Genomic DNA, 20,125 nt, shown 5'->3' with positions numbered 1-20,125 from the left:
CTCTCGCCAAAATTAAGCAGATTAATCTGCAAATTAAAAAACGACAGAGGTTATATTTTGAGCTCCAGACAGTCTGATACTTCTTCTTTTGAGGAAGAAGCAAAGAGTGGATGGTTTGCGCGATTTTTAGCTACCGTAGAGTGGCTGGGGAATCTGTTGCCGCACCCGGTAACGTTGTTCGCCTTACTATCTATTTTCATCGTTATTCTTAGTGGCATTCTTGGCTATTTCGATATTGCCGTTGCTGATCCCCGCCCGGTAGGTGCTAAAGGTCGCGAGGCCGACGGCATGATTGAAGTTATCTCGTTGGTCAACGCCGAAGGCCTGCAAAAAATTGTGACGCATCTGGTAACGAACTTCACTGGTTTTGCACCATTGGGCACAGTACTTGTGGCGCTGCTCGGTGTATCCGTTGCCGAGCATTCCGGTATGCTCTCTGCGCTGATGCGGTCTATTGTAATGGGCGCGCCACGTTTATTGGTGACGTTCGCTGTTGTGTTCGCGGGCATTCTTTCAAATACGGCTTCCGAGCTTGGCTACGTGGTACTTATTCCGCTGGCTGCAATGATCTTTCATTCACTGGGGCGTCATCCCTTTGCAGGTCTTGCGGCAGCGTTTGCCGGCGTATCTGCTGGATACAGTGCTAATCTGCTATTGGGCACTATTGATCCGCTGCTTTCTGGCATAACCGAAGCCGCTGCTCACATGATTGACCCGGAGTACATAGTCGGGCCAGAGGTGAACTGGTACTTCATGTTCATCAGTACTTTCATTATCGCCATTATGGGCACATACGTGACAGACCGTATCGTTGAGCCCCGACTTGGCAAATACAACGAAGAACATGCATCCGATGATCTTGAATCGGCGTCGATGTCAGCGGTAACAGATACCGAGCGCCGTGGGCTTAAAATGGCGGGCCTGTCGTTTGTTGTGCTGTGTGCAATTTTAGCGCTCACCATCGTGCCAGAAGGTGGTCCTTTGCGTAACCCGGAAACCGGCGGCGTAACGGGCTCTCCTTTCCTCAAAGGCATCGTGGCATTTATTTTCATCACCTTTGCGGTTCCCGGTTTTGTGTATGGCCGTGTAGTTGGTACCATGCGAAACGATAAAGATGTGATTAACGCCATGTCGAAAAGTATGGGCGCCATGGGTCTGTATATCACGCTGGTTTTCTTTGCTGCTCAATTCGTGGCTTTCTTTAAGTGGACAAATCTCGGTACCTTCATGGCAGTAAAGGGCGCTGCGTTCCTGCAGGCTGCGGGACTGGACGGGCCATCGGTATTCATTCTGTTCATTCTGATGTGTGGTCTGGTTAACTTGTCGCTGGGGAGTGCATCGGCGCAATGGGCCGTTACTGCGCCGATATTTATTCCTATGCTGATGTTGCTGGGGTATGCGCCGGAAGTCATTCAGGCGGCTTATCGAATTGGCGATTCAGTGACTAACGTTATTTCACCAATGATGAGTTACTTTGGCCTTATTCTGGCTATGGCCGCCAAATACCGAAAAGACATCGGCATGGGGACACTTATCGCCATGATGCTGCCGTACTCCATGGTATTCATTGTCGGTTGGACAATACTGTTCTACATCTGGGTATTCTTACTCGGTATGCCAGTAGGGCCCGGCGCGGCAACTTACTACCAGCCGTAATCCAAGCGCTAAAATTGATTTTACAAGAACAACCGGTAAGTCTGACTTACCGGTTTTTTTATTTCAAAGGCGTCCAGTGAGATTAAATAATCGTAACAATCGAGCAAAATCATGGATCAAAAGCACTGGTTAATCAGTATACTTACCTGAGATTTAAACACGTTGGTCATGATTTCAGGTAAAGCAGCATGAAATACAAAAATTCCACTCATTTCACACACGGTCAGCCAGATAAGCTGGGTGTGTTAATTACTAATTTGGGCACGCCTGAAGCGCCAACCAAACAAGCGTTGAAGCCTTACCTGAAGGAATTTTTGTCTGACCCACGGGTTGTGGAAGTACCAAGACTTCTGTGGTGGTGCATTCTCAATGGCGTAATTTTGAATATTCGTCCAAAACGCTCCGCTCATGCTTACTCCACGGTATGGACCGAAGACGGCTCACCGCTCATGGCGATTACTAAAGCGCAGCATGCCGCATTGGCAGATAAATGCAGGCAGCAATACGGCGACGATGTGGTGATAGATTTTGCCATGCGTTACGGCGAACCATCTATTGCCAATGCCATTCAGCGACTGTTGGATCAAGGCGTTCGCAAGTTGGTGGTGCTGCCGTTGTATCCCCAGTATTGCGCGTCCACCACAGCGTCGACGTTCGATGCCGTTGCTGCCGATTTCACCAAGCGTCGATGGATGCCAGAGCTGCGCTTCATTACAAACTACAACGATAATCCGGCTTATATCGAAGCCTTGGCTAACAGTGTTAGAAAGCACTGGGAAGAAAATGGGAAAGCGGATTTACTGCTGATGTCCTACCACGGGATCCCTAAACGATACCTGACTAACGGCGACCCCTATCATTGCGAGTGTTATAAAACGTCAAGGCTGTTGGCCGAAGCGCTGGAACTAAAATCTGATCAATACATGACAACTTTTCAATCCCGTTTTGGTCGGGAAGAGTGGTTGCAACCGTATACAGATGAAACGATGAAATCTCTACCGGGTAAAGGTATCCGCTCGGTACAGGTTTTGTGTCCGGGATTCTCTGCAGATTGCCTTGAAACAATTGAGGAAATCGGCGTTGAAAACAAGACGTATTTCATGGAAGCCGGTGGGAAACGATTTGAATATATCCCTGCGCTGAATGACGACCCGGCACACGTTGATATGTTGTTTGCACTCATCAACGACAATCTGCACGGTTGGCGTATTGATAAAGAAACGCGCAAACGGCAAGCACTGGCAAAAGCATTAGGCGCAAGCGATTAATATGACATCACAGACCAAAGCACCGAAAGAACTTCTTAAAGCACAGAAATGGGCGAACATGCTGGACACAGCGATTAAGCTGCCAGTGATTAATTTTCGGGTGGGTCTGGATTCTATTGTTGGTCTGATACCCGGTGTGGGTGATGCGCTGATGTTATTTGCTGGCTTCCGGATTATCAGAATGGGCCAAAAACTTGGTATGCCCAACGACCTGATCAAAGTAATGGTGCGCAATAGCGTGCTCGATTTTGGTCTCGGCTTCATTCCATTTATCGGTGATGTCGCCGACTTCTTCTACAAATCAAACAGCAAGAATGTGCAGATCATGGAGCGTTGGTGGATTGAAAATAACAAAGCCGCTGTCGATGCGTCTGCGCGTGAACAGTTCCGTGATTGGGAAGAGAAATTCGATAGCTAGCCCACTAAAGCGCTTTGCTGGAATAAATTTCCAGCGTTTCCAGTGGAATTAAATCCAGTGCCTTATGATGCGTTGCTTCAAGATTGATCCGGGGCGCAACGCCTGCATGGTAGGCTTCTAGCCAGCGTGCCGCACAAAGACACCATCGGTCCCCCGGAGTTAATCCGGGAAACATCATATCTGGCCGGGGCGTAATCAAATCATTGCCGCGTTCTGCCGAATAAGCGAGGAAAGGCTCGTCGACGATAGCGCAGACACTGTGATTACCAATGTCAGCATCAGGAACATAACAAAACCCTTCACGGGTGAAGCCTGTATTGCCACAACAAAGCTGCAATGGACGCCCATATACATTTTTTTCATTTGCCATAATGAGTGCGCCTGAATAAATTCAATAACGTATATACGGTACAGGAAATCAACGCATTGTCACACCGTTAACGCAGTGTCCGGAGAAACAGTATGTTAGATAAGAGTCAGCTCAGTGCCCCAATCGGCGACGACAACGTAGATGCGCAGGAAATTGCCCGCTTCGACGCGCTGGCTGACGCATGGTGGGACCCAGCCGGAAAATACAAAACAGCACTGTCATTTAATGCCGCCCGGGTAGAATTTATTGTTGGCGCCATTCAAAAGCATTTTAAACCAAGCGGCATTGCAGACAGTCTATTAGCTGATTTATCAATTCTTGATGTCGGCAGTGGGGGAGGCCTTATCTGCGAGCCTTTGGCCAAACGAGGCGCATCGGTAACGGGCATTGATGCCAGCGCAACCAGCGTGGAAGTAGCGAAAAGGCACGCGCTCAAAGAGAACTTGCCCATTCAGTATCATCATTGTCTTTCTGGCGAATGGGCGGCAACGGGTCATCGTTATGATGTGGTGATTAATGCGGAAGTGGTGGAGCATGTGCCAGATCAGGCAATGCTGATAAAGGAATGCGCCGATATGGTGAAGCCGGGAGGATTACTCATTCTGGCTACCCTTAATAGAACACTTCTCAGTTATGTCATCGCTATCGTTGGCGCCGAATACGTGATGCGTTATCTGCCGGTTGGCACACATAGTTGGACTAAGTTCGTCAAACCCGATGAACTTGATAGTTGGGTGGGGGCCGAGCTTTCCCGGAAATATCAAAGTGGCTTTAAACTTAATCCGCTTAGTGGAAATTGGCGCACCTCGCCGTCCATGCAAGTGAATTACTTGTGTGGCTACACGAAAAGTGAACGTGCAGACTGAGTCTGAATAGCATGCCTGCACGAGTATAAAAACCTACCATTCTCCTGTCACAAACCGCCGTTAAACTCGGAGTGTGACGAATGCCTTCCAGCAATAGTTGGATAACTGTTGAACAGTACAATCCTTTCACTAAATTACTGTTATACTGGCAACAAAATAAATTAAGTAAGAGAGTACATGAGCGACGATCCCCATTTCCAGCGAGAGAAAGAGAAATACGAAAAACCGGTAGCAAGCCGGGAATATTTGATGTCAGTGATGAAAGAACAGGGCAAACCTTTGTCTTTCCTCGACATTTGCTCGCTGGTAGATGCAATGGATGAAGACAGCCGAATTGGAATTCAGCGCCGTCTGCGTGCTATGGAACGTCAGGGGCAAGTTCAGTTCACTAAGCAGAAAAAATATGCACTGCAAAATCGAGATGAACTGATCAAAGGCCGCATTATTGGCCATCGCGACGGATACGGTTTCCTGCGCCCTGAGGATAACAGCGGCGATTTGTTTATCAGCGCCGGACAAATGAATCTGTTTATGCACGACGACGTGGTCGAAGCCAGAGAAAGTGGTACCGATCGTCGTGGCCGCAAAGAAGCGTATATCACTCAGGTTATTGAGCCGAGAAGCGAACCTATAGTTGGGCGTTATTTTGTCGAAAACGGTGTTGCCGTGGTCATGCCTGATGACAGTCGCCTGCAACACGAAATTATGATTCCACCAGAAGCCACGAAAGGCGCTCGTATGGGGCAGGTTGTGGTGGTGGAAATCACTCAGCGCCCACGACGTCGGGTTAGTCCGGTAGGTAAGATTGTTGAAGTACTCGGTGAACACATGGCGCCGGGTATGGAAATTGAAATGGCGCTGCGCACCTTCGATATTCCTCACGTATGGCCAACTGCGGTAGAACGCTATGTGAAGCGGTTCACCGAAGAAGTGCCAGAGGAGGCCAAAGAAGGGCGGATTGATTTACGTCAGTTGCCGTTAGTCACTATCGACGGTGAAGATGCCCGGGACTTTGATGATGCGGTTTTCTGTGAGCCTTTGGACGAGGGTGGTTGGCAGCTTTGGGTTGCTATTGCCGATGTCAGCAGTTACGTAAAATTAGGGACTGCACTGGATAAAGAAGCGCAGAACCGGGGTAACTCGGTGTACTTCCCTGATCAGGTTATTCCCATGCTACCGGAAGTGCTGTCAAACGGCCTATGTTCGCTTAATCCAGAAATAGACCGCTTATGTATGGTCTGCGAGATGACTATCACAGAGCAGGGTAAACTCGACAGCTATCAGTTCTATGAAGCGGTAATGAACTCCCATGCCCGCCTGACTTATAACAAAGTCTGGCAAATCCTTGAGGGCGATAAGGAGCTGAACCAGCGTTATGCCGAACAAGTCCCACACCTTCGAAATTTGCATGACTTGTACCGTGCATTGAAGCGTTCACGTGCTCATCGTGGTGCTATTGAATTTGAGACGCAGGAAAGTAAGTTCGTTTTTAACGCCCAGCGCAAAATCGAGAATGTGGTGCCTGTAGTACGCAACGACGCACACATGATGATTGAAGAATGCATGATCATGGCAAACGTCAGTGCCGCAAAATTCCTTGAGAAGCATCAAATGCCAGCGCTATACCGGGTTCATGATAAGCCGGATGCCGACAGGCTCACCACGTTTACGTCTTACCTCAAAGAAATTGGTATTCCTCATCGTATCACCGAAGATGCCCGGCCTGCCGATTTTACCGACGTGGTGACAAAAACCAAAGCGCGTCCAGACCAAGAACTAATTCAAACCATGCTGCTTCGCTCGATGAAACAAGCGGTGTATGACTGCGACAACGTCGGGCATTTTGGTTTGGCGCTGGAGGCTTATGCGCATTTCACGTCACCAATCCGTCGCTACCCCGACTTGGTTGTGCATCGAGCAATTAAAGCCATCCTCAAAAAGCAGAAGCAAAAAGTTACCGGCCCGAAAGCTTACTCCGTTGAAGAAGTTGAACAATTGGGTGAGCAGTGCTCAATGACGGAGCGTCGCGCAGATGACGCCACGCGAGATGTCGCAGACTGGCTAAAATGCGAATTCATGCAGGATCATGTGGGCTCAAGCTTTGAGGGCGTAGTGGCATCGGTCACAAACTTTGGCATGTTCGTACGTATCAGTGAGTACCATATCGATGGTTTAGTTCACATCACCTCTCTGGATGATGACTATTATCGCTACGATGATGTGAAGCAAACGCTGGTAGGTGACTCCGGTGCACGTCAGTTCCGTCTCGGCGATACGCTGATGGTAAAAGTTGCGGCAGTCAATTTGGACGAAAGAAAGATTGATTTAATGCTTGATGCGTCTATGCTGCGCGGCCGCGGTGGCCGTAAAGTACAGGTCAGAAAGGCAGAAGCTAAATCTTCAGAAGGCCGTCGTGAAGGTAGCAAACGCGACGGTAAGGCCGAAAGTGCAGGTAAGCCAGGTAAAAGCCGGAAGCCGCGTAAAGGTAGCAATAATGGACGTCAGTCAGATCGCAGTAAACCTGCCGGACGGGCGCCGAAAAAAACACGTAGTAAATCGAGTAAAGGTAAAAAGAAATAAATGGCGCAGCAAGAATGGTTGTACGGCCTGCATGCAATGCAGTCGGTATTAGAAAATGAACCAGAGCGAGTTCTGGAAGTACTGGTGCTGAAAGGTCGTGACGACGAACGATTGAAAAACATCATTAATCAGGCGCGCCGCTTTGGTATTAGCGTGCAGTTTTGTCAGCGTAAAGTGTTAGACGATAAAGTCAGTGGCGAGCAACACCAAGGCGTCGTCGCTCGGGCAAAGCCGGCCAGAGTGCTTGATGAAGCCGATTTAGATGCTGTTTTAAACAAGCAGAGCGAACCTTTTCTTTTGGTACTCGATGGTGTCACCGACCCACACAATATAGGCGCATGCTTGCGTACTGCCGATGCCGCGGGTGTTCACGCGGTTATCGTACCTAAAGATAAGTCTGCCGGACTTACCGCCACTGCCCGCAAAGTGGCTTGCGGAGCGGCCGAATCTGTTCCATTGATTCAGGTTACCAACCTATCCCGTACTCTCAAGCATCTGCAGGATAAAGGGGTTTGGGTTATCGGAACAGCGGGTGAGGCGGAACAGCTCATCTATCAGGTCGACCTGAAAGGGCCGACGGCACTGGTCATGGGCGCAGAAGGTAAAGGCATGCGCCGCCTTACTCGAGAACACTGTGACCAGTTGGTAAAACTTCCCATGGCAGGAGCGGTTTCATCTTTGAATGTGTCGGTAGCCACAGGTGTATGTCTGTATGAGATTGTCAGGCAGCGTCAGGGCTAAGTCATCTCAACGCGATATAGAAGCCGGTTTAACACCGGCTTCTCTTTATCTAAAGGGTAACTCGATTATCCAACCTCAGTATTCTGTAAATAGTGCAAAGATCACGTAAATCACTGAACAGTGCCGATTTTTATCGGACTTAGGGAAGTATGATATGCACGTTCCGAAAACCATTTGAACGTGAACAACTACCTTCTGCTAAGGATTTACTAATTTATGCTATTTCGACTTATCAAGCCGTCTATCAAGCTGTTGACGGTATTTGCATTGCTTGCAGGTCTTTCCGCCTGTGGAGGCTCAAGCGATGACAGTTCAGATTATACCTATGCGTATATTCAGTTTTACAATGCCTCTCCCAACGGTGCAACAGTAACAATGCGCGAAGTCGATGGCGACTCATTTGGCTATGCGCCATTTGGTGATTCGACAACTCTGGTATCGACTGATGCAGGTGAATACGACCTGGAATTTATCCGCACAGATTCTGATGATCAGGAAGTTCTCCTGCACGAAATGACAGTTACGCTACGAAAAGGATATAAAACCTTAATCGTCCTTAGCGGTGACTTTGAACAAGGTGAATACATTGAATACCAGTTCGAAAGAACGTCAATGGAAGACCATTTTCGTTTATTCGTGAACAATGAATTGGTAGGGCAGGACGAGTACGACTTCTATCTTGCGGAAGATGGCGACCCGTTTGAAGCTGCTAATTTGTTAGGTACCGTAAGTTATCAGGAACTGACTGAAATGACTTACTGGGACGGCGATGACGACAGTGATGATTTCGACTCTGGTGATTATACTATCTATCTTACAGCACCAGGTGAGACAGAAGTCCTGTTCGAATCTCAAACTATTTCCTTCAGCTACGATACCGAATACGTGCTGGTGCTTCGTGACGTGAGTGGCGCGATCCGCACAGGTTTGTCTGTCGATATGGTGCTGAATTCATCCTATGTCACCAACATTGCGGACGTAGATGCCGACTCGCAATATCGTATTTATAACAGCACGGACTACGATGCCCCTCTTACGGTTACGTTTGGTGGGAATGACGGCGAAGAAGACACCGAATTTACTTTGTCTGCCGGTGAAATTTCTGAGTTCACAGAAATTAATTATGGTGATTATCGCGTTACCGTTACCACCAGTGACGGCGAAGCGACTGCGCTGACAAACAAGCTCATCACTCTTAATCAAGGCGAAAGTAAGGCGATAATGATTTATGAGGCCAATGAAAAACTTGAAGCCGCTACGTTTGTAGAAAGTGGTTTGCCGCAATCCTATGACAAGACGGTAAATATGATTAATCTTGTAAGTGATTTCGATAACGTTGATTTTTATCTGGTTCGTAATGACGAAACCATTGATACGGCTGACTACTATTTGATGAACCTGGAGCTTGGTGAAAGCAACAGTATCGTTCTGCCATCAGATTATTATGAAATCATTGCTGTGTATGAAGATGATAACGATGAGCAGGTGCTGCTTGATAGAACCGCACTGTATGGATTTACGGAAGAAGAAAACTACATTGTTACTATCGAGCCTGCGGATACTGCAACAGGCTATGAAATAAGTGTGTTGTATTAATTAATACGACACAGCGACGGCGTTCTTACGCTGCAACGCACAAAAGCGGCAGGTGATACGGAAGTAGCACCTGCCGCTTTTTTTGTGTGCTATCTTAGGCCATCAATACATCTTCACACTTCTCCAGCGATGCAAATAATTAAAGCGTTACACGGTATATCAGCTGATGTAACGATTTCGACGTAGTCCGGGCGACTATTTATCAAAAGAAAGATCTGGAAACGTTTCGGGCATTGATGGCGCATTCGAGAGAGAAGGCAAATATTCACTAACTTAATCAGCAACGCGATAAAGTTTACAGAGCAAGGGAACATCCTGGTAAAACTACGTTCAAAGTTGCAAAACAACGGGCGCAAGCTAATACAAATTATGGTGCAGGATGATGGTATTGGAATAAAACCTGAACATCAGGCTTCGATATTTTCACCTTTCCGCCAAAGTGACAGTGAAACGACACGTCGTTATGGCGGCACTGGTCTTGGTTTATCTATTGTGGCGCAAATCAGGCAGCTTGGCAGGGCAGCACAATTGGTACCCATCATCGCACTTACTGCCAATGTGCTAGTGGGAGAGCGTGAAAATGTCTGCTGGCCGGTATGAATGACTATTTATCTAAGCCCATTGATAAAGGAGATTTTTCCCGTTGTTTGCATCGCTATTTACTTGCGTAGCATAGTGATGCAGTTCTGATGAACTATACAGAATGGCAGAGTTGAGAAGAATGTCGGATCGTTTAAATTTAATTCAAATTCGCACTATCACTTGCCAATCTTTTCTGTTATAGTTTCGCGCCCTTTTTATGGGGGTATGTACATAAAAGCGGCAATATCTGCTGCTTTTATCAGCGCAAACGACTCGAGAGAGTCTTAATTATCGAGCGGAGCACTAACATGATCCAAATGCAAACTAACCTGGACGTTGCAGACAACAGCGGCGCTCGCAGGGTTCAGTGTATTAAGGTTCTTGGTGGCTCGCATCGCCGTTATGCAGGTATCGGTGACATCATCAAAGTTACTGTTAAGGAAGCAATTCCTCGCGGTAAAGTTAAAAAAGGTGACGTACTGAACGCAGTGGTGGTGCGTACTAGAAAAGGCGTTCGTCGTGCAGATGGTTCTACCATCCGTTTTGACGCTAACGCGGCTGTATTGTTAAACAACAATAAGCAACCTATTGGTACGCGTATCTTTGGACCGGTTACACGTGAGCTGAGAAGTGACAACTTCATGAAAATCATCTCACTGGCCCCAGAGGTACTATAAGGAGTCACGATAATGGCTAGAAAAATTCGTCGTGATGATGAAGTAGTCGTATTAGCGGGTAAAGATAAAGGCAAACAAGGCAAAGTCCTGAATGTGCTGGTATCTGAAGACCGTGTAGTTGTAGAAGGTGCAAACCTTGTCAAGAAACACCAGAAGCCAAACCCACACATGGGCGTAGCTGGCGGTATTGTTGAAAAAGAAGCATCTCTGCACGTTTCTAATGTTGCGGTAGTTAACCCTGCGACGGGTAAAGCTGACCGTATTGGTTTCCGTACTGAAGACGGTAAGAAAGTTCGTTTCTTTAAGTCTAACGGTGAACTTGTTTAATTAATTGGAGAGTACGATGGCGAAACTGCATGATTTCTATAAAGAAACGGTAGTAGCTGACCTTGCAAAGCAGTTCAGTTACCAAAGCGTCATGCAAGTCCCTCGGATTGAAAAAATCACCCTGAACATGGGTCTGGGTGAAGCCGTAGCTGACAAGAAAGTTCTGGAAAATGCGACTGCCGATATGGCAGCTATCGCTGGCCAGAAGCCAATTGTTACAGTTGCGCGTAAATCTGTTGCGGGTTTTAAAATCCGTGAAGGTTATCCGATTGGCTGTAAAGTAACCCTGCGTGGCGAGCGTATGTGGGAATTCTTAGAGCGTTTGATTTCAATCGCAATTCCTCGTGTACGTGACTTCCGTGGCTTGAGCGCTAAGTCGTTCGACGGTCGTGGAAACTACAGCATGGGCGTTCGTGAACAAATCATCTTCCCTGAAATCGATTTCGATAAAGTGGATAAAGTACGCGGTATGGATATCACTATCACTACCAGTGCAAAAACTGATGATGAAGCACGTGCTCTGTTGACCGCGTTCAACTTCCCATTCAAAAAATAAGGGGTGTAGGGTTATGGCAAAAGAATCAATGAAGGCTCGTGAAGTAAAGCGTGCAAAGCTTGTTGCTAAGTATGCTGAAAAACGTGCCGCACTTAAAGCGATTATCAGCGATGTTAACGCCTCTGAAGAAGAGCGTTGGGATGCTGTTCTGAAGCTACAACAACTGCCACGTGACAGTGCTAAATCTCGTCAGCAAAACCGCTGCCGCGTAACTGGCCGTCCACACGGTTTCCTACGTAAGTTCGGTCTGAGCCGTATCAAACTGCGTGAAGCAGCGATGCGCGGTGAAGTCCCTGGCCTGAAAAAAGCCAGCTGGTAAGGAGTAGCTAAAATGAGCATGCAAGATCCTATCGCGGATATGTTTACCCGCATCCGTAACGGCCAGATGGCACAGAAAGTTGCTGTGACTATGCCTTCTTCAAAACTGCGCGTTGCTATTGCAGGCGTACTGAAGGCTGAAGGTTACATCACTGACTTCGCTGTTTCTGGTGACGTTAAGCCTACTCTTGAAGTTACTCTGAAGTACTTCGAAGGTAAGCAAGTAATCGACACTATTGAACGTGTAAGCCGTCCTGGTCTGCGCATCTATAAGAAAAAAGATGAGCTGCCAAAAGTAATGGGTGGTTTAGGCGTTGCTATCGTGTCAACTTCTAAAGGTGTGATGACTGATCGTGCTGCGCGTAAAGCAGGCATGGGCGGTGAGATCATCGGTTATGTTGCGTAATCGGAGGAGTTGAAATGTCACGAGTAGCAAAAGCCCCGGTAAACGTAGCATCAGGCGTTGAAGTAAAAATCAACGGCCAGGAAGTTACTGTTAAGGGCACCAAAGGTACACTGACTAAAGTATTCAATGATGCTGTTGAAGTAGTCCAGGATGAGAACCAACTGAAAGCTCTGCCTCGTGAAGGTTTTGCTGATGCATGGGCTCAGGCTGGTACTGTTCGCGCACTGTTGAACTCGATGGTTCAGGGCGTATCTGAAGGTTTCGAGAAAAAATTACAGCTGTTAGGTGTTGGTTACCGTGCATCTGCACAAGGTAACAAACTGAACCTGACTTTAGGTTTTTCACACCCTGTAGTTTATGAAATGCCAGAAGGCATTACAGTTGAAACTCCTACACAAACTGAAATCCTCGTCAAAGGCGCGGATAAGCAGGTTGTAGGTCAGGTTGCGGCAAACATTCGCGGCTACCGTCCACCAGAGCCTTACAAAGGTAAAGGTGTTCGTTACGCTGACGAAAATGTTCGTCGTAAAGAAGCTAAGAAAAAGTAGGTGGGTGATACGATGGATAAGAAAACATCACGTTTACGTCGCGCAACTCGCGCACGTGCTAAGATCCGTGAATTGGCCGCGCATCGCCTGGTAATTAACCGTACACCTCGCCACATCTATGCCCAGTTAATCGCTCCTAGCGGTGCTGAGGTACTGGCGGCGGCTTCTACCGTTGAAAAAGGTCTGGCAGCAGATCTGAAAGCAACTGGTAATGCAGAAGCAGCTGCGGCAGTGGGTAAAGCTATCGCCGAGCGTGCAATCGAAAAAGGCATTAAAGTTGTTGCTTTCGATCGCAGCGGTTTTAAATACCACGGTCGCGTAAAAGCATTAGCTGATGCAGCTCGCGAAGCTGGTCTTCAGTTCTAGGAGTGAAGAATAATGGCTAAACAAGAAGTTCAAAACGGTGATATGCTGGAAAAATTGATCGCTGTAAACCGCGTTTCTAAAGTGGTTAAAGGTGGTCGTATTTTCAGTTTCACTGCACTGACTGTAGTTGGTGACGGCAATGGCCGTGTTGGTTTTGGTTACGGTAAAGCACGTGAAGTGCCTGCTGCTATTCAAAAAGCGATGGAAAAAGCTCGTCGCAACATGGTTACTGTAGACCTGAACGGTCACACTTTGCAGCACCCTATTAAAGGTCGTCACTCTGGCTCTAAAGTTTACATGCAGCCAGCATCTGAAGGTACCGGTATCATTGCCGGTGGTGCGATGCGTGCAGTACTTGAAGTAGCTGGTGTACAGAACGTACTTTCAAAATGTTACGGCTCTACAAACCCAATCAACGTTGTTCGTGCAACAGTAAACGCGCTGACTGAGATGAACTCTCCAGCGGGTATTGCAGCGAAACGTGGATTGTCTGTAGATGAAATTTTGGGGTAATCAGACATGGCAACGATTAAAGTAAAGCAAACTAAAAGTGCGATTGGCCGTCTGCCAAAGCACAAAGCGACGCTTAAAGGCTTAGGTCTTCGTAAAATCAACCATGTCCGTGAACTGGAAGATACCCCAGCAGTACGTGGCATGATCAACCGTGTATTTTACATGGTTGAGATCGTGGAGGAGTAAGACATGCGTTTAAACACAATTTCTCCTGCAGAAGGTTCAAAACCAACCGCTAAGCGTGTAGGTCGTGGTATTGGTTCAGGTCTGGGTAAAACCGGTGGCCGTGGTCACAAAGGCCAAACCAGCCGTTCAGGCGGTACCATCAGACAGGGCTTTGAAGGTGGTCAAATGCCTATTCAGCGCCGTCTGCCTAAGTTTGGTTTCACCTCTCGTAAGAGCTTTGTTACTGATCAAGTAACTCTGACTGAAATCGCTAAGGTTGAAGGTGATACAGTTTCTCTGGAAACTTTGAAAGCAGCTGGTCTTATTAAGAAAGACGTACTGTTCGTTAAAGTTGTAAAGAGCGGCGAAGTATCTAGAGCTGTTACAGTTAGCGGGTTGAAGGTTACAAAAGGCGCTCTTGAAGCGATTGAAGCCGCCGGCGGTAAAGTAGAGGAATAAGCTAGATGGCTAAACCAGGATTGGATTCAGGCGCGAAAAGCGGCTTGAGTGAGCTGAAGTCAAGATTGTTGTTCGTACTCGGTGCGATTGTCGTGTTCAGACTGGGCTCTTATGTGCCGCTTCCTGGCATCGACGCAGCAGTACTTGCTGAGTTGTTTGAGCAACAAAAAGGTACCATCGTAGAAATGTTTAACATGTTCTCCGGTGGTGCGCTTGAGCGTGCATCCGTTCTGGCTTTGGGCATTATGCCTTACATTACTGCATCGATTATCATGCAGTTGCTCACGGTGGTTCATCCACCGATGATGGAGCTTAAAAAGGAAGGCGAAGCTGGTCGCAAGAAAATTAGTCAGTACACGCGTTATTTAACGCTGGTACTGGCTACTTTCCAGTCTATTGGTATTGCGACTAACCTGCCTAACCTGATTAATGGTTTGGTTATAAACCCTGGCTTCGGATTCTACTTTACAGCGGTAGTTAGCTTAGTCACAGGAACGATGTTCCTGATGTGGTTAGGTGAGCAAATTACCGAAAGAGGTATTGGTAACGGTATCTCTATATTGATTTTTGCTGGTATTGTTGCCGGTCTGCCAACAGCGATTGGTCAGACAGCGGAACAAGCAAGACAGGGCGACATTAATCTGTTGTTCCTGATGCTGATTGGCGTAATCGTCATCGGTCTGATTTACCTGGTAGTGTTTGTTGAACGTGCGCAGCGTCGCATTGTTGTAAACTACGCAAAACGTCAGCAAGGCCGTAAGGTGTTTGCAGCGCAGAGCACGCACTTACCACTGAAGGTAAACATGGCGGGTGTAATTCCACCAATCTTTGCTTCCAGCATCATTTTGTTCCCATCAACCATTGCTGGTTGGTTTGGTCAGAATGAATCTACAGCGTGGTTGCAGGACGTAGCATTAATGCTTTCTCCTGGTCAGCCGCTGTACGTGATGTTATACGCAACTGCGATTATCTTTTTCTGCTTCTTCTATACAGCGTTGGTTTTCAACCCTCGCGAAACAGCAGATAACCTGAAGAAATCTGGTGCGTTCATTCCTGGTATCCGTCCAGGTGAGCAAACATCACGTTATATCGATAAGGTAATGACTCGTCTGACTCTGGCTGGCGCACTTTACATAACCTTTATTTGTTTAGTGCCTGAATTCATGTTGATCGCGTGGAATGTGCCGTTCTACTTCGGTGGTACGTCGCTTCTGATTATCGTGGTTGTTATCATGGACTTTATGGCACAGGTACAGACACATCTGATGTCTAGTCAGTATGAGTCTGTTCTGAAGAAAGCTAATCTGAAAGGCTACGGTCGATAAGATTAGTGCACTACGGAGTGATGTAATGAAAGTTCGTGCATCAGTAAAGAAGATTTGCCGTAACTGCAAAATCATCAAGCGCAACGGTGTTGTGCGAGTAATTTGCAGCTCTGACCCTAAGCATAAGCAGCGTCAAGGCTAATCGAAAAAGCGGTTAAAATTCGAAATGTAAGCTGAACCTCATACTGGGTTCAGCTTGCTCTATTTCGTTTATATAAACCTTATGTTGCAATTTTGTCGTCGGGTAAGTATCTTATCGGGCTTTTTAGGTCGTCGACATTAAAATATAGAGGAGTGCTGTTAATGGCCCGTATCGCTGGCATTAACATTCCTGAACACAAGCACACCGTTATCGCTCTTCAGGCGATTTTCGGTATTGGCGCAACTCGTGCAAAAGAGATCTGTGCTAACGCTGGTGTTGCAGAATCAACAAAAGTAAAAGAGCTTGACGAAGCGACTGTAGAGAAGCTTCGTGAAGAAGTGGCTAAGTTCACCGTTGAAGGTGATCTGCGCCGTGAAGTATCTATGAGCATCAAACGTTTGATGGACCTGGGTTGCTTCCGTGGTATTCGCCACCGTCGTAGCTTGCCTCTACGTGGTCAGCGCACTAAAACTAATGCGCGTACCCGTAAAGGTCCTCGTAAGCCAATTAAGAAGTAAGCGGGGGAATTAGTTATGGCAAAAGCACCTACTCGTACTACGCGTAAACGCGCTAAGCGTCAGGTTGCAGACGGTATGGCTCATATCCATGCGTCTTTCAACAACACAATTGTGACTATCACTGACCGTCAAGGCAATGCATTAGCATGGGCGACATCAGGTGGTTCTGGTTTCCGTGGTTCACGTAAATCTACCCCTTTTGCTGCACAGGTTGCTGCTGAACGTGCTGGCGTAGCCGCACAAGACTACGGTCTGAAAAACCTTGAAGTTTTCGTTAAAGGTCCAGGTCCAGGCCGTGAATCTGCGATCCGTGCACTTAACGCAACAGGTTACAAGATCACAAACATTACCGATGTGACTCCTATTCCTCACAACGGTTGTCGTCCACCGAAAAAACGTCGCGTTTAATCGCCGGACAGTTGGAGAAAGAACATGGCAAGATATTTGGGTCCTAAACTCAAACTTAGCCGTCGCGAAGGAACTGACCTGTTCCTGAAAAGCGGCGTTCGCGCAATCGATTCTAAATGTAAAATCGATACAGCGCCTGGTCAGCACGGTGCCCGTCGTGGCCGTCTGTCTGACTACGGTGTTCAGCTGCGTGAAAAGCAAAAAGTTCGTCGTATGTACGGCGTTCTGGAAAAACAATTCCGTAACTACTATAAAGAAGCTGCCCGTCTGAAAGGCAACACTGGTGAAAACCTGTTGCAACTGCTTGAGCAGCGTCTGGATAACGTAGTATATCGTATGGGATTCGCCAGCACTCGTGCAGAAGCACGTCAGCTGGTTAGCCACAAGGCGATCATGGTAAATGGTCAAGTTGTGAACATTCCATCGTTTAACGTTTCTGCCGAAGACGTGGTTTCTGTTCGTGAAAAGGCTAAGAAGCAAGCGCGTATCGTAGCTGCTTTGGAACTGGCTGACCAACGTGAGAAGCCAACCTGGATTGAAGTAGACAACAGCAAAATGGAAGGCACTTTCAAGCGCATTCCAGAAAGAACTGACCTGTCTGCTGAAATTAACGAACAGTTGATCGTCGAACTTTACTCTAAGTAAAGATAACTAAAGAGGAAGCATTGTGGGTTCTGTGACTGAATTCCTGAAACCGAGATTAGTTGAGATCGAAAACGTTTCTCCTACTCGTGCCAAAGTAACTTTGGAACCACTAGAGCGCGGCTTTGGCCACACTCTGGGTAACGCCCTTCGCCGCATCTTGCTGTCATCCATGCCTGGGTGTGCGGTAACTGAAGTGGAAATCGATGGCGTTTTACACGAGTACAGCACCAAAGAAGGTGTTCAAGAAGACGTAATCGAGATTCTGCTGAATCTGAAAGGTTTAGCGGTTCGCCTGGAAGGTAAAACTGAGGCAACCCTGACATTAGTGAAATCTGGCGCTGGCCCTGTTGTTGCTGGTGATATTCAGCATGACGGTGATGTAGAAATCGTAAACCCTGAGCATGTAATTTGTACTTTAACTGGCGAAGCTGACATCAGCATGCGCATTAAAGTAGAAACAGCTCGTGGTTACGTGCCTGCTGCTACTCGTCGCTCCTCCGAAGAAGATGATCGTCCAATTGGTCGTTTGTTAGTTGATGCTTCATACAGCCCGGTTGAACGTATTGCTTATTCTGTTGAGTCTGCACGTGTTGAACAACGCACAGACTTAGACAAACTGATCATCGATATGGAAACGAACGGTACTCTGGATCCTGAAGAAGCGATCCGCCGCGCAGCCACTATCCTGGCTGAGCAATTAGATGCCTTTGTTGACCTGCGTGACGTTTCTGAACCTGTTCAGAAAGAAGAGAAGCCGGAATTCGATCCGATTCTCCTGCGCCCAGTTGATGATCTAGAACTGACAGTACGTTCTGCTAACTGTTTGAAAGCAGAAGCTATCCAGTATATTGGTGACCTGGTTCAGCGTACTGAGGTTGAGTTACTTAAAACGCCTAACCTTGGTAAGAAATCGCTAACTGAAATCAAAGATGTTCTAGCATCTCGTGGACTTTCTCTGGGCATGCGCCTGGAAAACTGGCCACCAGAGAGCATCGCTGAAAAAGATTAATCAGGTTTTTATCAAACTGATTTGTAGAGAAGGATAAAACTATGCGCCATCGTAAGAGTGGTCGTCAGTTGAATCGCAACAGCAGCCATCGTCAAGCTATGTTCAAAAACATGGCCGGCTCACTGGTCAAGCACGAAGTGATCAAAACGACGTTACCAAAAGCGAAAGAATTACGTCGCGTAATCGAGCCTTTAATCACACTGGCAAAACAAGACAGCGTTGCAAACCGCCGTCTGGCTATGGCCCGCACAGGTGATAAAGAGGTTGTAGGTAAACTGTTCAACGAGCTTGGTCCTCGTTACGAAGCTCGCCCAGGCGGTTACACTCGCATTCTGAAATGCGGTTTCCGTGCAGGCGACAACGCCCCAATGGCGTTCGTTGAGCTGGTAGACCGTCCTGAAGCTGAAGAAGCTGAAGCGACAGAAGAGTAATTGATTACTTCATCGATTTATCGATATTAAAAAACCCCGCGAAAGCGGGGTTTTTTGTTTTAAGGAGTAAGATTAAATAACTTAGATGTTCCATATGGTAGGTTCCTAATCTGAGACATGCTACAAATAAGATGTTATTATTTTAGGTTACCGCGGAATCAAAATCGCAAAAAATAAGCGTTAGGTAAGACGTCTCATTCATGATGGAATCAGTATCATTAAAACAGTTTGGCTATAATTTTTGTGGTCCGATTGTCTACAGTTATATAAAGAAAGTGTCATCCTTACTGCAGAAAGAGCCAAAACGAGTTTACTGTTTGGCAAGGGAAGGATATTTCTTCAAACAAGCCTTTGAAGCTTTTAATCCTGGTGAGCAGGCAGAGTACTTACTAGCTTCCAGGACATTCCTGTTCAGAATGACAATCAATGACCCTCTTAGTTGGCAATTTAGTCTTGGGCACGCCTTTGAAGGGACTATCGGAAAATTTTTCGTTTCCAGATTTGGGTTTACTCAGGAGCAAACAGCTCGCTTTCTGTCAGATATTGAGTTTGAGTCAGAGATCACCCTACCTGAAGACAAAAAGAATATAGAAGCTATTCTAATAAGAGAATTGGCCTTAATTAGTGACCTTATAGCAAGCTCTAAAGCCAATTATCTGAGATATTTACAGTCGATCGGACTGTCGAGTGAAACCTTAAGTAATGCACTACTTCTAGACGTTGGCTATTCTGGAACAATTCAGAAGCTTCTGTCATTATTATTACAAAGCAATAGTCATGCATTCTATTTCATTACCACTGATTCAAAAAATGCTTCAGTAGGTGAATATCTATGCACGCAACATTTTGCCTTCAAAGATCAGGTAAAGATGGGGGATGGCTATACGATGCTTGATCGTTCAATGTTTCTTGAGTCATTGTTCACATCACCGGACGGTCAGTTCATTGATTTATTGAAAAGTGCAGAGAATGAACTGATACCTTGTTATGGAAAACGGAACTATACACAGCATCATTTTGAAAAGTTAGACCTCGTTTTCCAGGGCGCACTGCTTGCTATAACAGATTATCAAAAGAGTAATATCACGTTTTCATTAGAAGAGATTGAGTCCCTCTATTCGCTATATGTAAACAGCCGGCATATGTTGCCTTCGGCAACATGGCCTCTGTTTGAGTTCGACGATGCAATTTCGGGTTTTGGGAACGTTAACTCGTTACAATTCTTTGGTATGTGA

27 protein-coding genes are annotated in these 20,125 nt (G+C 46.8%); 26 read left to right on the top strand and 1 reads right to left on the bottom strand.

Annotated elements, in window-relative coordinates; genetic code table 11:
• The first annotated feature begins 57 nt into the window (after window positions 1-57).
• The 3 genes from BFC18_RS11905 to BFC18_RS11895 all read left to right on the top strand — a co-directional run bounded on the left by BFC18_RS11905 (window position 58) and on the right by BFC18_RS11895 (window position 3,342).
• Window positions 58-1,656 (top strand): AbgT family transporter, encoded by a 1,599-nt coding sequence (locus BFC18_RS11905; protein WP_070125781.1) that lies wholly within the window; start codon window positions 58-60, stop codon window positions 1,654-1,656.
• A gap of 188 nt (window positions 1,657-1,844) precedes the next feature.
• Entirely contained in the window at window positions 1,845-2,924 is a 1,080-nt protein-coding gene (hemH, locus tag BFC18_RS11900) for a ferrochelatase (protein WP_070125780.1), read from the top strand.
• 1 nt (window position 2,925) lies between these two features.
• Complete coding sequence (locus BFC18_RS11895) at window positions 2,926-3,342, top strand: DUF4112 domain-containing protein (protein WP_070125779.1); 417 nt, start codon at window positions 2,926-2,928, stop codon at window positions 3,340-3,342.
• A 4-nt stretch (window positions 3,343-3,346) separates the two neighbouring features.
• Here BFC18_RS11895 and BFC18_RS11890 read toward each other — a convergent pair whose 3' ends face one another.
• Window positions 3,347-3,712: a DUF2237 family protein gene (locus BFC18_RS11890; protein ID WP_070125778.1), complete on the bottom strand. Its 366-nt coding sequence runs from the start codon at window positions 3,710-3,712 to the stop codon at window positions 3,347-3,349.
• A gap of 92 nt (window positions 3,713-3,804) precedes the next feature.
• Between BFC18_RS11890 and ubiG the strand changes: the two genes are divergently transcribed.
• From ubiG to BFC18_RS11780, 23 genes are all read left to right on the top strand, one after another.
• Window positions 3,805-4,578, top strand: coding sequence for a bifunctional 2-polyprenyl-6-hydroxyphenol methylase/3-demethylubiquinol 3-O-methyltransferase UbiG (gene ubiG / locus BFC18_RS11885; protein ID WP_070125777.1), 774 nt, complete (start codon window positions 3,805-3,807; stop codon window positions 4,576-4,578).
• Between the two features lie 177 nt (window positions 4,579-4,755).
• Complete coding sequence (gene rnr / locus BFC18_RS11880) at window positions 4,756-7,158, top strand: ribonuclease R (RefSeq protein ID WP_070125776.1); 2,403 nt, start codon at window positions 4,756-4,758, stop codon at window positions 7,156-7,158.
• Window positions 7,159-7,899 carry a 23S rRNA (guanosine(2251)-2'-O)-methyltransferase RlmB gene (gene rlmB / locus BFC18_RS11875; RefSeq protein WP_070125775.1) on the top strand — a complete coding sequence of 247 codons (741 nt, stop codon included), beginning with the start codon at window positions 7,159-7,161 and terminating at the stop codon, window positions 7,897-7,899.
• A 216-nt stretch (window positions 7,900-8,115) separates the two neighbouring features.
• Window positions 8,116-9,495 (top strand): DUF4397 domain-containing protein, encoded by a 1,380-nt coding sequence (locus BFC18_RS11870; protein WP_070125774.1) that lies wholly within the window; start codon window positions 8,116-8,118, stop codon window positions 9,493-9,495.
• 243 nt (window positions 9,496-9,738) lie between these two features.
• The gene (locus BFC18_RS21480; RefSeq protein ID WP_083273047.1) at window positions 9,739-10,095 is read left to right on the top strand and encodes an ATP-binding protein; all 357 of its coding nucleotides are present in this window, start codon (window positions 9,739-9,741) and stop codon (window positions 10,093-10,095) included.
• 290 nt (window positions 10,096-10,385) lie between these two features.
• Window positions 10,386-10,754, top strand: coding sequence for a 50S ribosomal protein L14 (gene rplN / locus BFC18_RS11860; RefSeq protein ID WP_070125772.1), 369 nt, complete (start codon window positions 10,386-10,388; stop codon window positions 10,752-10,754).
• Window positions 10,755-10,766: 12 nt separating this feature from the next.
• Window positions 10,767-11,081 carry a 50S ribosomal protein L24 gene (gene rplX, locus BFC18_RS11855; protein ID WP_070125771.1) on the top strand — a complete coding sequence of 105 codons (315 nt, stop codon included), beginning with the start codon at window positions 10,767-10,769 and terminating at the stop codon, window positions 11,079-11,081.
• Between the two features lie 16 nt (window positions 11,082-11,097).
• Window positions 11,098-11,637, top strand: coding sequence for a 50S ribosomal protein L5 (gene rplE / locus BFC18_RS11850; RefSeq protein WP_070125770.1), 540 nt, complete (start codon window positions 11,098-11,100; stop codon window positions 11,635-11,637).
• Window positions 11,638-11,650: 13 nt separating this feature from the next.
• Window positions 11,651-11,956 carry a 30S ribosomal protein S14 gene (gene rpsN, locus BFC18_RS11845; protein ID WP_070125769.1) on the top strand — a complete coding sequence of 102 codons (306 nt, stop codon included), beginning with the start codon at window positions 11,651-11,653 and terminating at the stop codon, window positions 11,954-11,956.
• A 12-nt stretch (window positions 11,957-11,968) separates the two neighbouring features.
• Window positions 11,969-12,361: a 30S ribosomal protein S8 gene (rpsH, locus tag BFC18_RS11840; protein ID WP_070125768.1), complete on the top strand. Its 393-nt coding sequence runs from the start codon at window positions 11,969-11,971 to the stop codon at window positions 12,359-12,361.
• Between the two features lie 14 nt (window positions 12,362-12,375).
• Window positions 12,376-12,909, top strand: a complete 534-nt coding sequence (gene rplF / locus BFC18_RS11835) for a 50S ribosomal protein L6 (protein ID WP_070125767.1) — start codon at window positions 12,376-12,378, stop codon at window positions 12,907-12,909.
• A gap of 12 nt (window positions 12,910-12,921) precedes the next feature.
• Entirely contained in the window at window positions 12,922-13,275 is a 354-nt protein-coding gene (rplR, locus tag BFC18_RS11830) for a 50S ribosomal protein L18 (RefSeq protein WP_070126110.1), read from the top strand.
• A gap of 12 nt (window positions 13,276-13,287) precedes the next feature.
• Window positions 13,288-13,788 (top strand): 30S ribosomal protein S5, encoded by a 501-nt coding sequence (gene rpsE / locus BFC18_RS11825; RefSeq protein WP_070125766.1) that lies wholly within the window; start codon window positions 13,288-13,290, stop codon window positions 13,786-13,788.
• 6 nt (window positions 13,789-13,794) lie between these two features.
• The gene (gene rpmD, locus BFC18_RS11820) at window positions 13,795-13,974 is read left to right on the top strand and encodes a 50S ribosomal protein L30 (RefSeq protein ID WP_070125765.1); all 180 of its coding nucleotides are present in this window, start codon (window positions 13,795-13,797) and stop codon (window positions 13,972-13,974) included.
• A 3-nt stretch (window positions 13,975-13,977) separates the two neighbouring features.
• On the top strand, window positions 13,978-14,412 hold the full coding sequence (rplO, locus tag BFC18_RS11815) for a 50S ribosomal protein L15 (protein ID WP_070125764.1): 435 nt from the start codon (window positions 13,978-13,980) through the stop codon (window positions 14,410-14,412).
• 5 nt (window positions 14,413-14,417) lie between these two features.
• Window positions 14,418-15,737: a preprotein translocase subunit SecY gene (gene secY, locus BFC18_RS11810; protein ID WP_070125763.1), complete on the top strand. Its 1,320-nt coding sequence runs from the start codon at window positions 14,418-14,420 to the stop codon at window positions 15,735-15,737.
• Between the two features lie 25 nt (window positions 15,738-15,762).
• The gene (gene rpmJ / locus BFC18_RS21475; protein WP_073325329.1) at window positions 15,763-15,879 is read left to right on the top strand and encodes a 50S ribosomal protein L36; all 117 of its coding nucleotides are present in this window, start codon (window positions 15,763-15,765) and stop codon (window positions 15,877-15,879) included.
• A 161-nt stretch (window positions 15,880-16,040) separates the two neighbouring features.
• On the top strand, window positions 16,041-16,397 hold the full coding sequence (rpsM, locus tag BFC18_RS11805) for a 30S ribosomal protein S13 (protein ID WP_070125762.1): 357 nt from the start codon (window positions 16,041-16,043) through the stop codon (window positions 16,395-16,397).
• Between the two features lie 15 nt (window positions 16,398-16,412).
• The gene (rpsK, locus tag BFC18_RS11800) at window positions 16,413-16,805 is read left to right on the top strand and encodes a 30S ribosomal protein S11 (protein ID WP_070125761.1); all 393 of its coding nucleotides are present in this window, start codon (window positions 16,413-16,415) and stop codon (window positions 16,803-16,805) included.
• Between the two features lie 24 nt (window positions 16,806-16,829).
• Entirely contained in the window at window positions 16,830-17,450 is a 621-nt protein-coding gene (gene rpsD, locus BFC18_RS11795; RefSeq protein WP_070125760.1) for a 30S ribosomal protein S4, read from the top strand.
• 19 nt (window positions 17,451-17,469) lie between these two features.
• Window positions 17,470-18,459 carry a DNA-directed RNA polymerase subunit alpha gene (locus tag BFC18_RS11790; protein WP_070125759.1) on the top strand — a complete coding sequence of 330 codons (990 nt, stop codon included), beginning with the start codon at window positions 17,470-17,472 and terminating at the stop codon, window positions 18,457-18,459.
• A 41-nt stretch (window positions 18,460-18,500) separates the two neighbouring features.
• Window positions 18,501-18,890: a 50S ribosomal protein L17 gene (rplQ, locus tag BFC18_RS11785; RefSeq protein WP_070125758.1), complete on the top strand. Its 390-nt coding sequence runs from the start codon at window positions 18,501-18,503 to the stop codon at window positions 18,888-18,890.
• 200 nt (window positions 18,891-19,090) lie between these two features.
• Entirely contained in the window at window positions 19,091-20,125 is a 1,035-nt protein-coding gene (locus tag BFC18_RS11780; protein ID WP_070125757.1) for a hypothetical protein, read from the top strand.

Source organism: Alteromonas confluentis, from assembly GCF_001757105.1.
GTDB classification, from domain to species: Bacteria; Pseudomonadota; Gammaproteobacteria; order Enterobacterales; family Alteromonadaceae; genus Alteromonas; species Alteromonas confluentis.
This window is presented reverse-complemented; position numbering and strand designations above follow the sequence as displayed.

Bases quoted from the DNA above. Each gene is read 5' to 3' on its own strand.
- rplQ (WP_070125758.1), top strand. From the start codon at position 18,501: ATGCGCCATCGTAAGAGTGGTCGTCAGTTGAATCGCAACAGCAGCCAT.
- rplO (WP_070125764.1), top strand. From the start codon at position 13,978: ATGCGTTTAAACACAATTTCTCCTGCAGAAGGTTCAAAACCAACCGCT.
- rlmB (WP_070125775.1), top strand. From the start codon at position 7,159: ATGGCGCAGCAAGAATGGTTGTACGGCCTGCATGCAATGCAGTCGGTA.
- BFC18_RS11780 (WP_070125757.1), top strand. From the start codon at position 19,091: ATGATGGAATCAGTATCATTAAAACAGTTTGGCTATAATTTTTGTGGT.
- BFC18_RS11870 (WP_070125774.1), top strand. From the start codon at position 8,116: ATGCTATTTCGACTTATCAAGCCGTCTATCAAGCTGTTGACGGTATTT.
- rpsK (WP_070125761.1), top strand. From the start codon at position 16,413: ATGGCAAAAGCACCTACTCGTACTACGCGTAAACGCGCTAAGCGTCAG.
- rpsD (WP_070125760.1), top strand. From the start codon at position 16,830: ATGGCAAGATATTTGGGTCCTAAACTCAAACTTAGCCGTCGCGAAGGA.
- rplR (WP_070126110.1), top strand. From the start codon at position 12,922: ATGGATAAGAAAACATCACGTTTACGTCGCGCAACTCGCGCACGTGCT.
- BFC18_RS11890 (WP_070125778.1), bottom strand. From the start codon at position 3,712: ATGGCAAATGAAAAAAATGTATATGGGCGTCCATTGCAGCTTTGTTGT.
- rpmD (WP_070125765.1), top strand. From the start codon at position 13,795: ATGGCAACGATTAAAGTAAAGCAAACTAAAAGTGCGATTGGCCGTCTG.
- rpsH (WP_070125768.1), top strand. From the start codon at position 11,969: ATGAGCATGCAAGATCCTATCGCGGATATGTTTACCCGCATCCGTAAC.
- BFC18_RS11895 (WP_070125779.1), top strand. From the start codon at position 2,926: ATGACATCACAGACCAAAGCACCGAAAGAACTTCTTAAAGCACAGAAA.
- rpmJ (WP_073325329.1), top strand. From the start codon at position 15,763: ATGAAAGTTCGTGCATCAGTAAAGAAGATTTGCCGTAACTGCAAAATC.
- rplE (WP_070125770.1), top strand. From the start codon at position 11,098: ATGGCGAAACTGCATGATTTCTATAAAGAAACGGTAGTAGCTGACCTT.
- rplX (WP_070125771.1), top strand. From the start codon at position 10,767: ATGGCTAGAAAAATTCGTCGTGATGATGAAGTAGTCGTATTAGCGGGT.
- ubiG (WP_070125777.1), top strand. From the start codon at position 3,805: ATGTTAGATAAGAGTCAGCTCAGTGCCCCAATCGGCGACGACAACGTA.
- rplF (WP_070125767.1), top strand. From the start codon at position 12,376: ATGTCACGAGTAGCAAAAGCCCCGGTAAACGTAGCATCAGGCGTTGAA.
- rpsN (WP_070125769.1), top strand. From the start codon at position 11,651: ATGGCAAAAGAATCAATGAAGGCTCGTGAAGTAAAGCGTGCAAAGCTT.
- rpsM (WP_070125762.1), top strand. From the start codon at position 16,041: ATGGCCCGTATCGCTGGCATTAACATTCCTGAACACAAGCACACCGTT.
- rpsE (WP_070125766.1), top strand. From the start codon at position 13,288: ATGGCTAAACAAGAAGTTCAAAACGGTGATATGCTGGAAAAATTGATC.
- rnr (WP_070125776.1), top strand. From the start codon at position 4,756: ATGAGCGACGATCCCCATTTCCAGCGAGAGAAAGAGAAATACGAAAAA.
- rplN (WP_070125772.1), top strand. From the start codon at position 10,386: ATGATCCAAATGCAAACTAACCTGGACGTTGCAGACAACAGCGGCGCT.
- secY (WP_070125763.1), top strand. From the start codon at position 14,418: ATGGCTAAACCAGGATTGGATTCAGGCGCGAAAAGCGGCTTGAGTGAG.
- hemH (WP_070125780.1), top strand. From the start codon at position 1,845: ATGAAATACAAAAATTCCACTCATTTCACACACGGTCAGCCAGATAAG.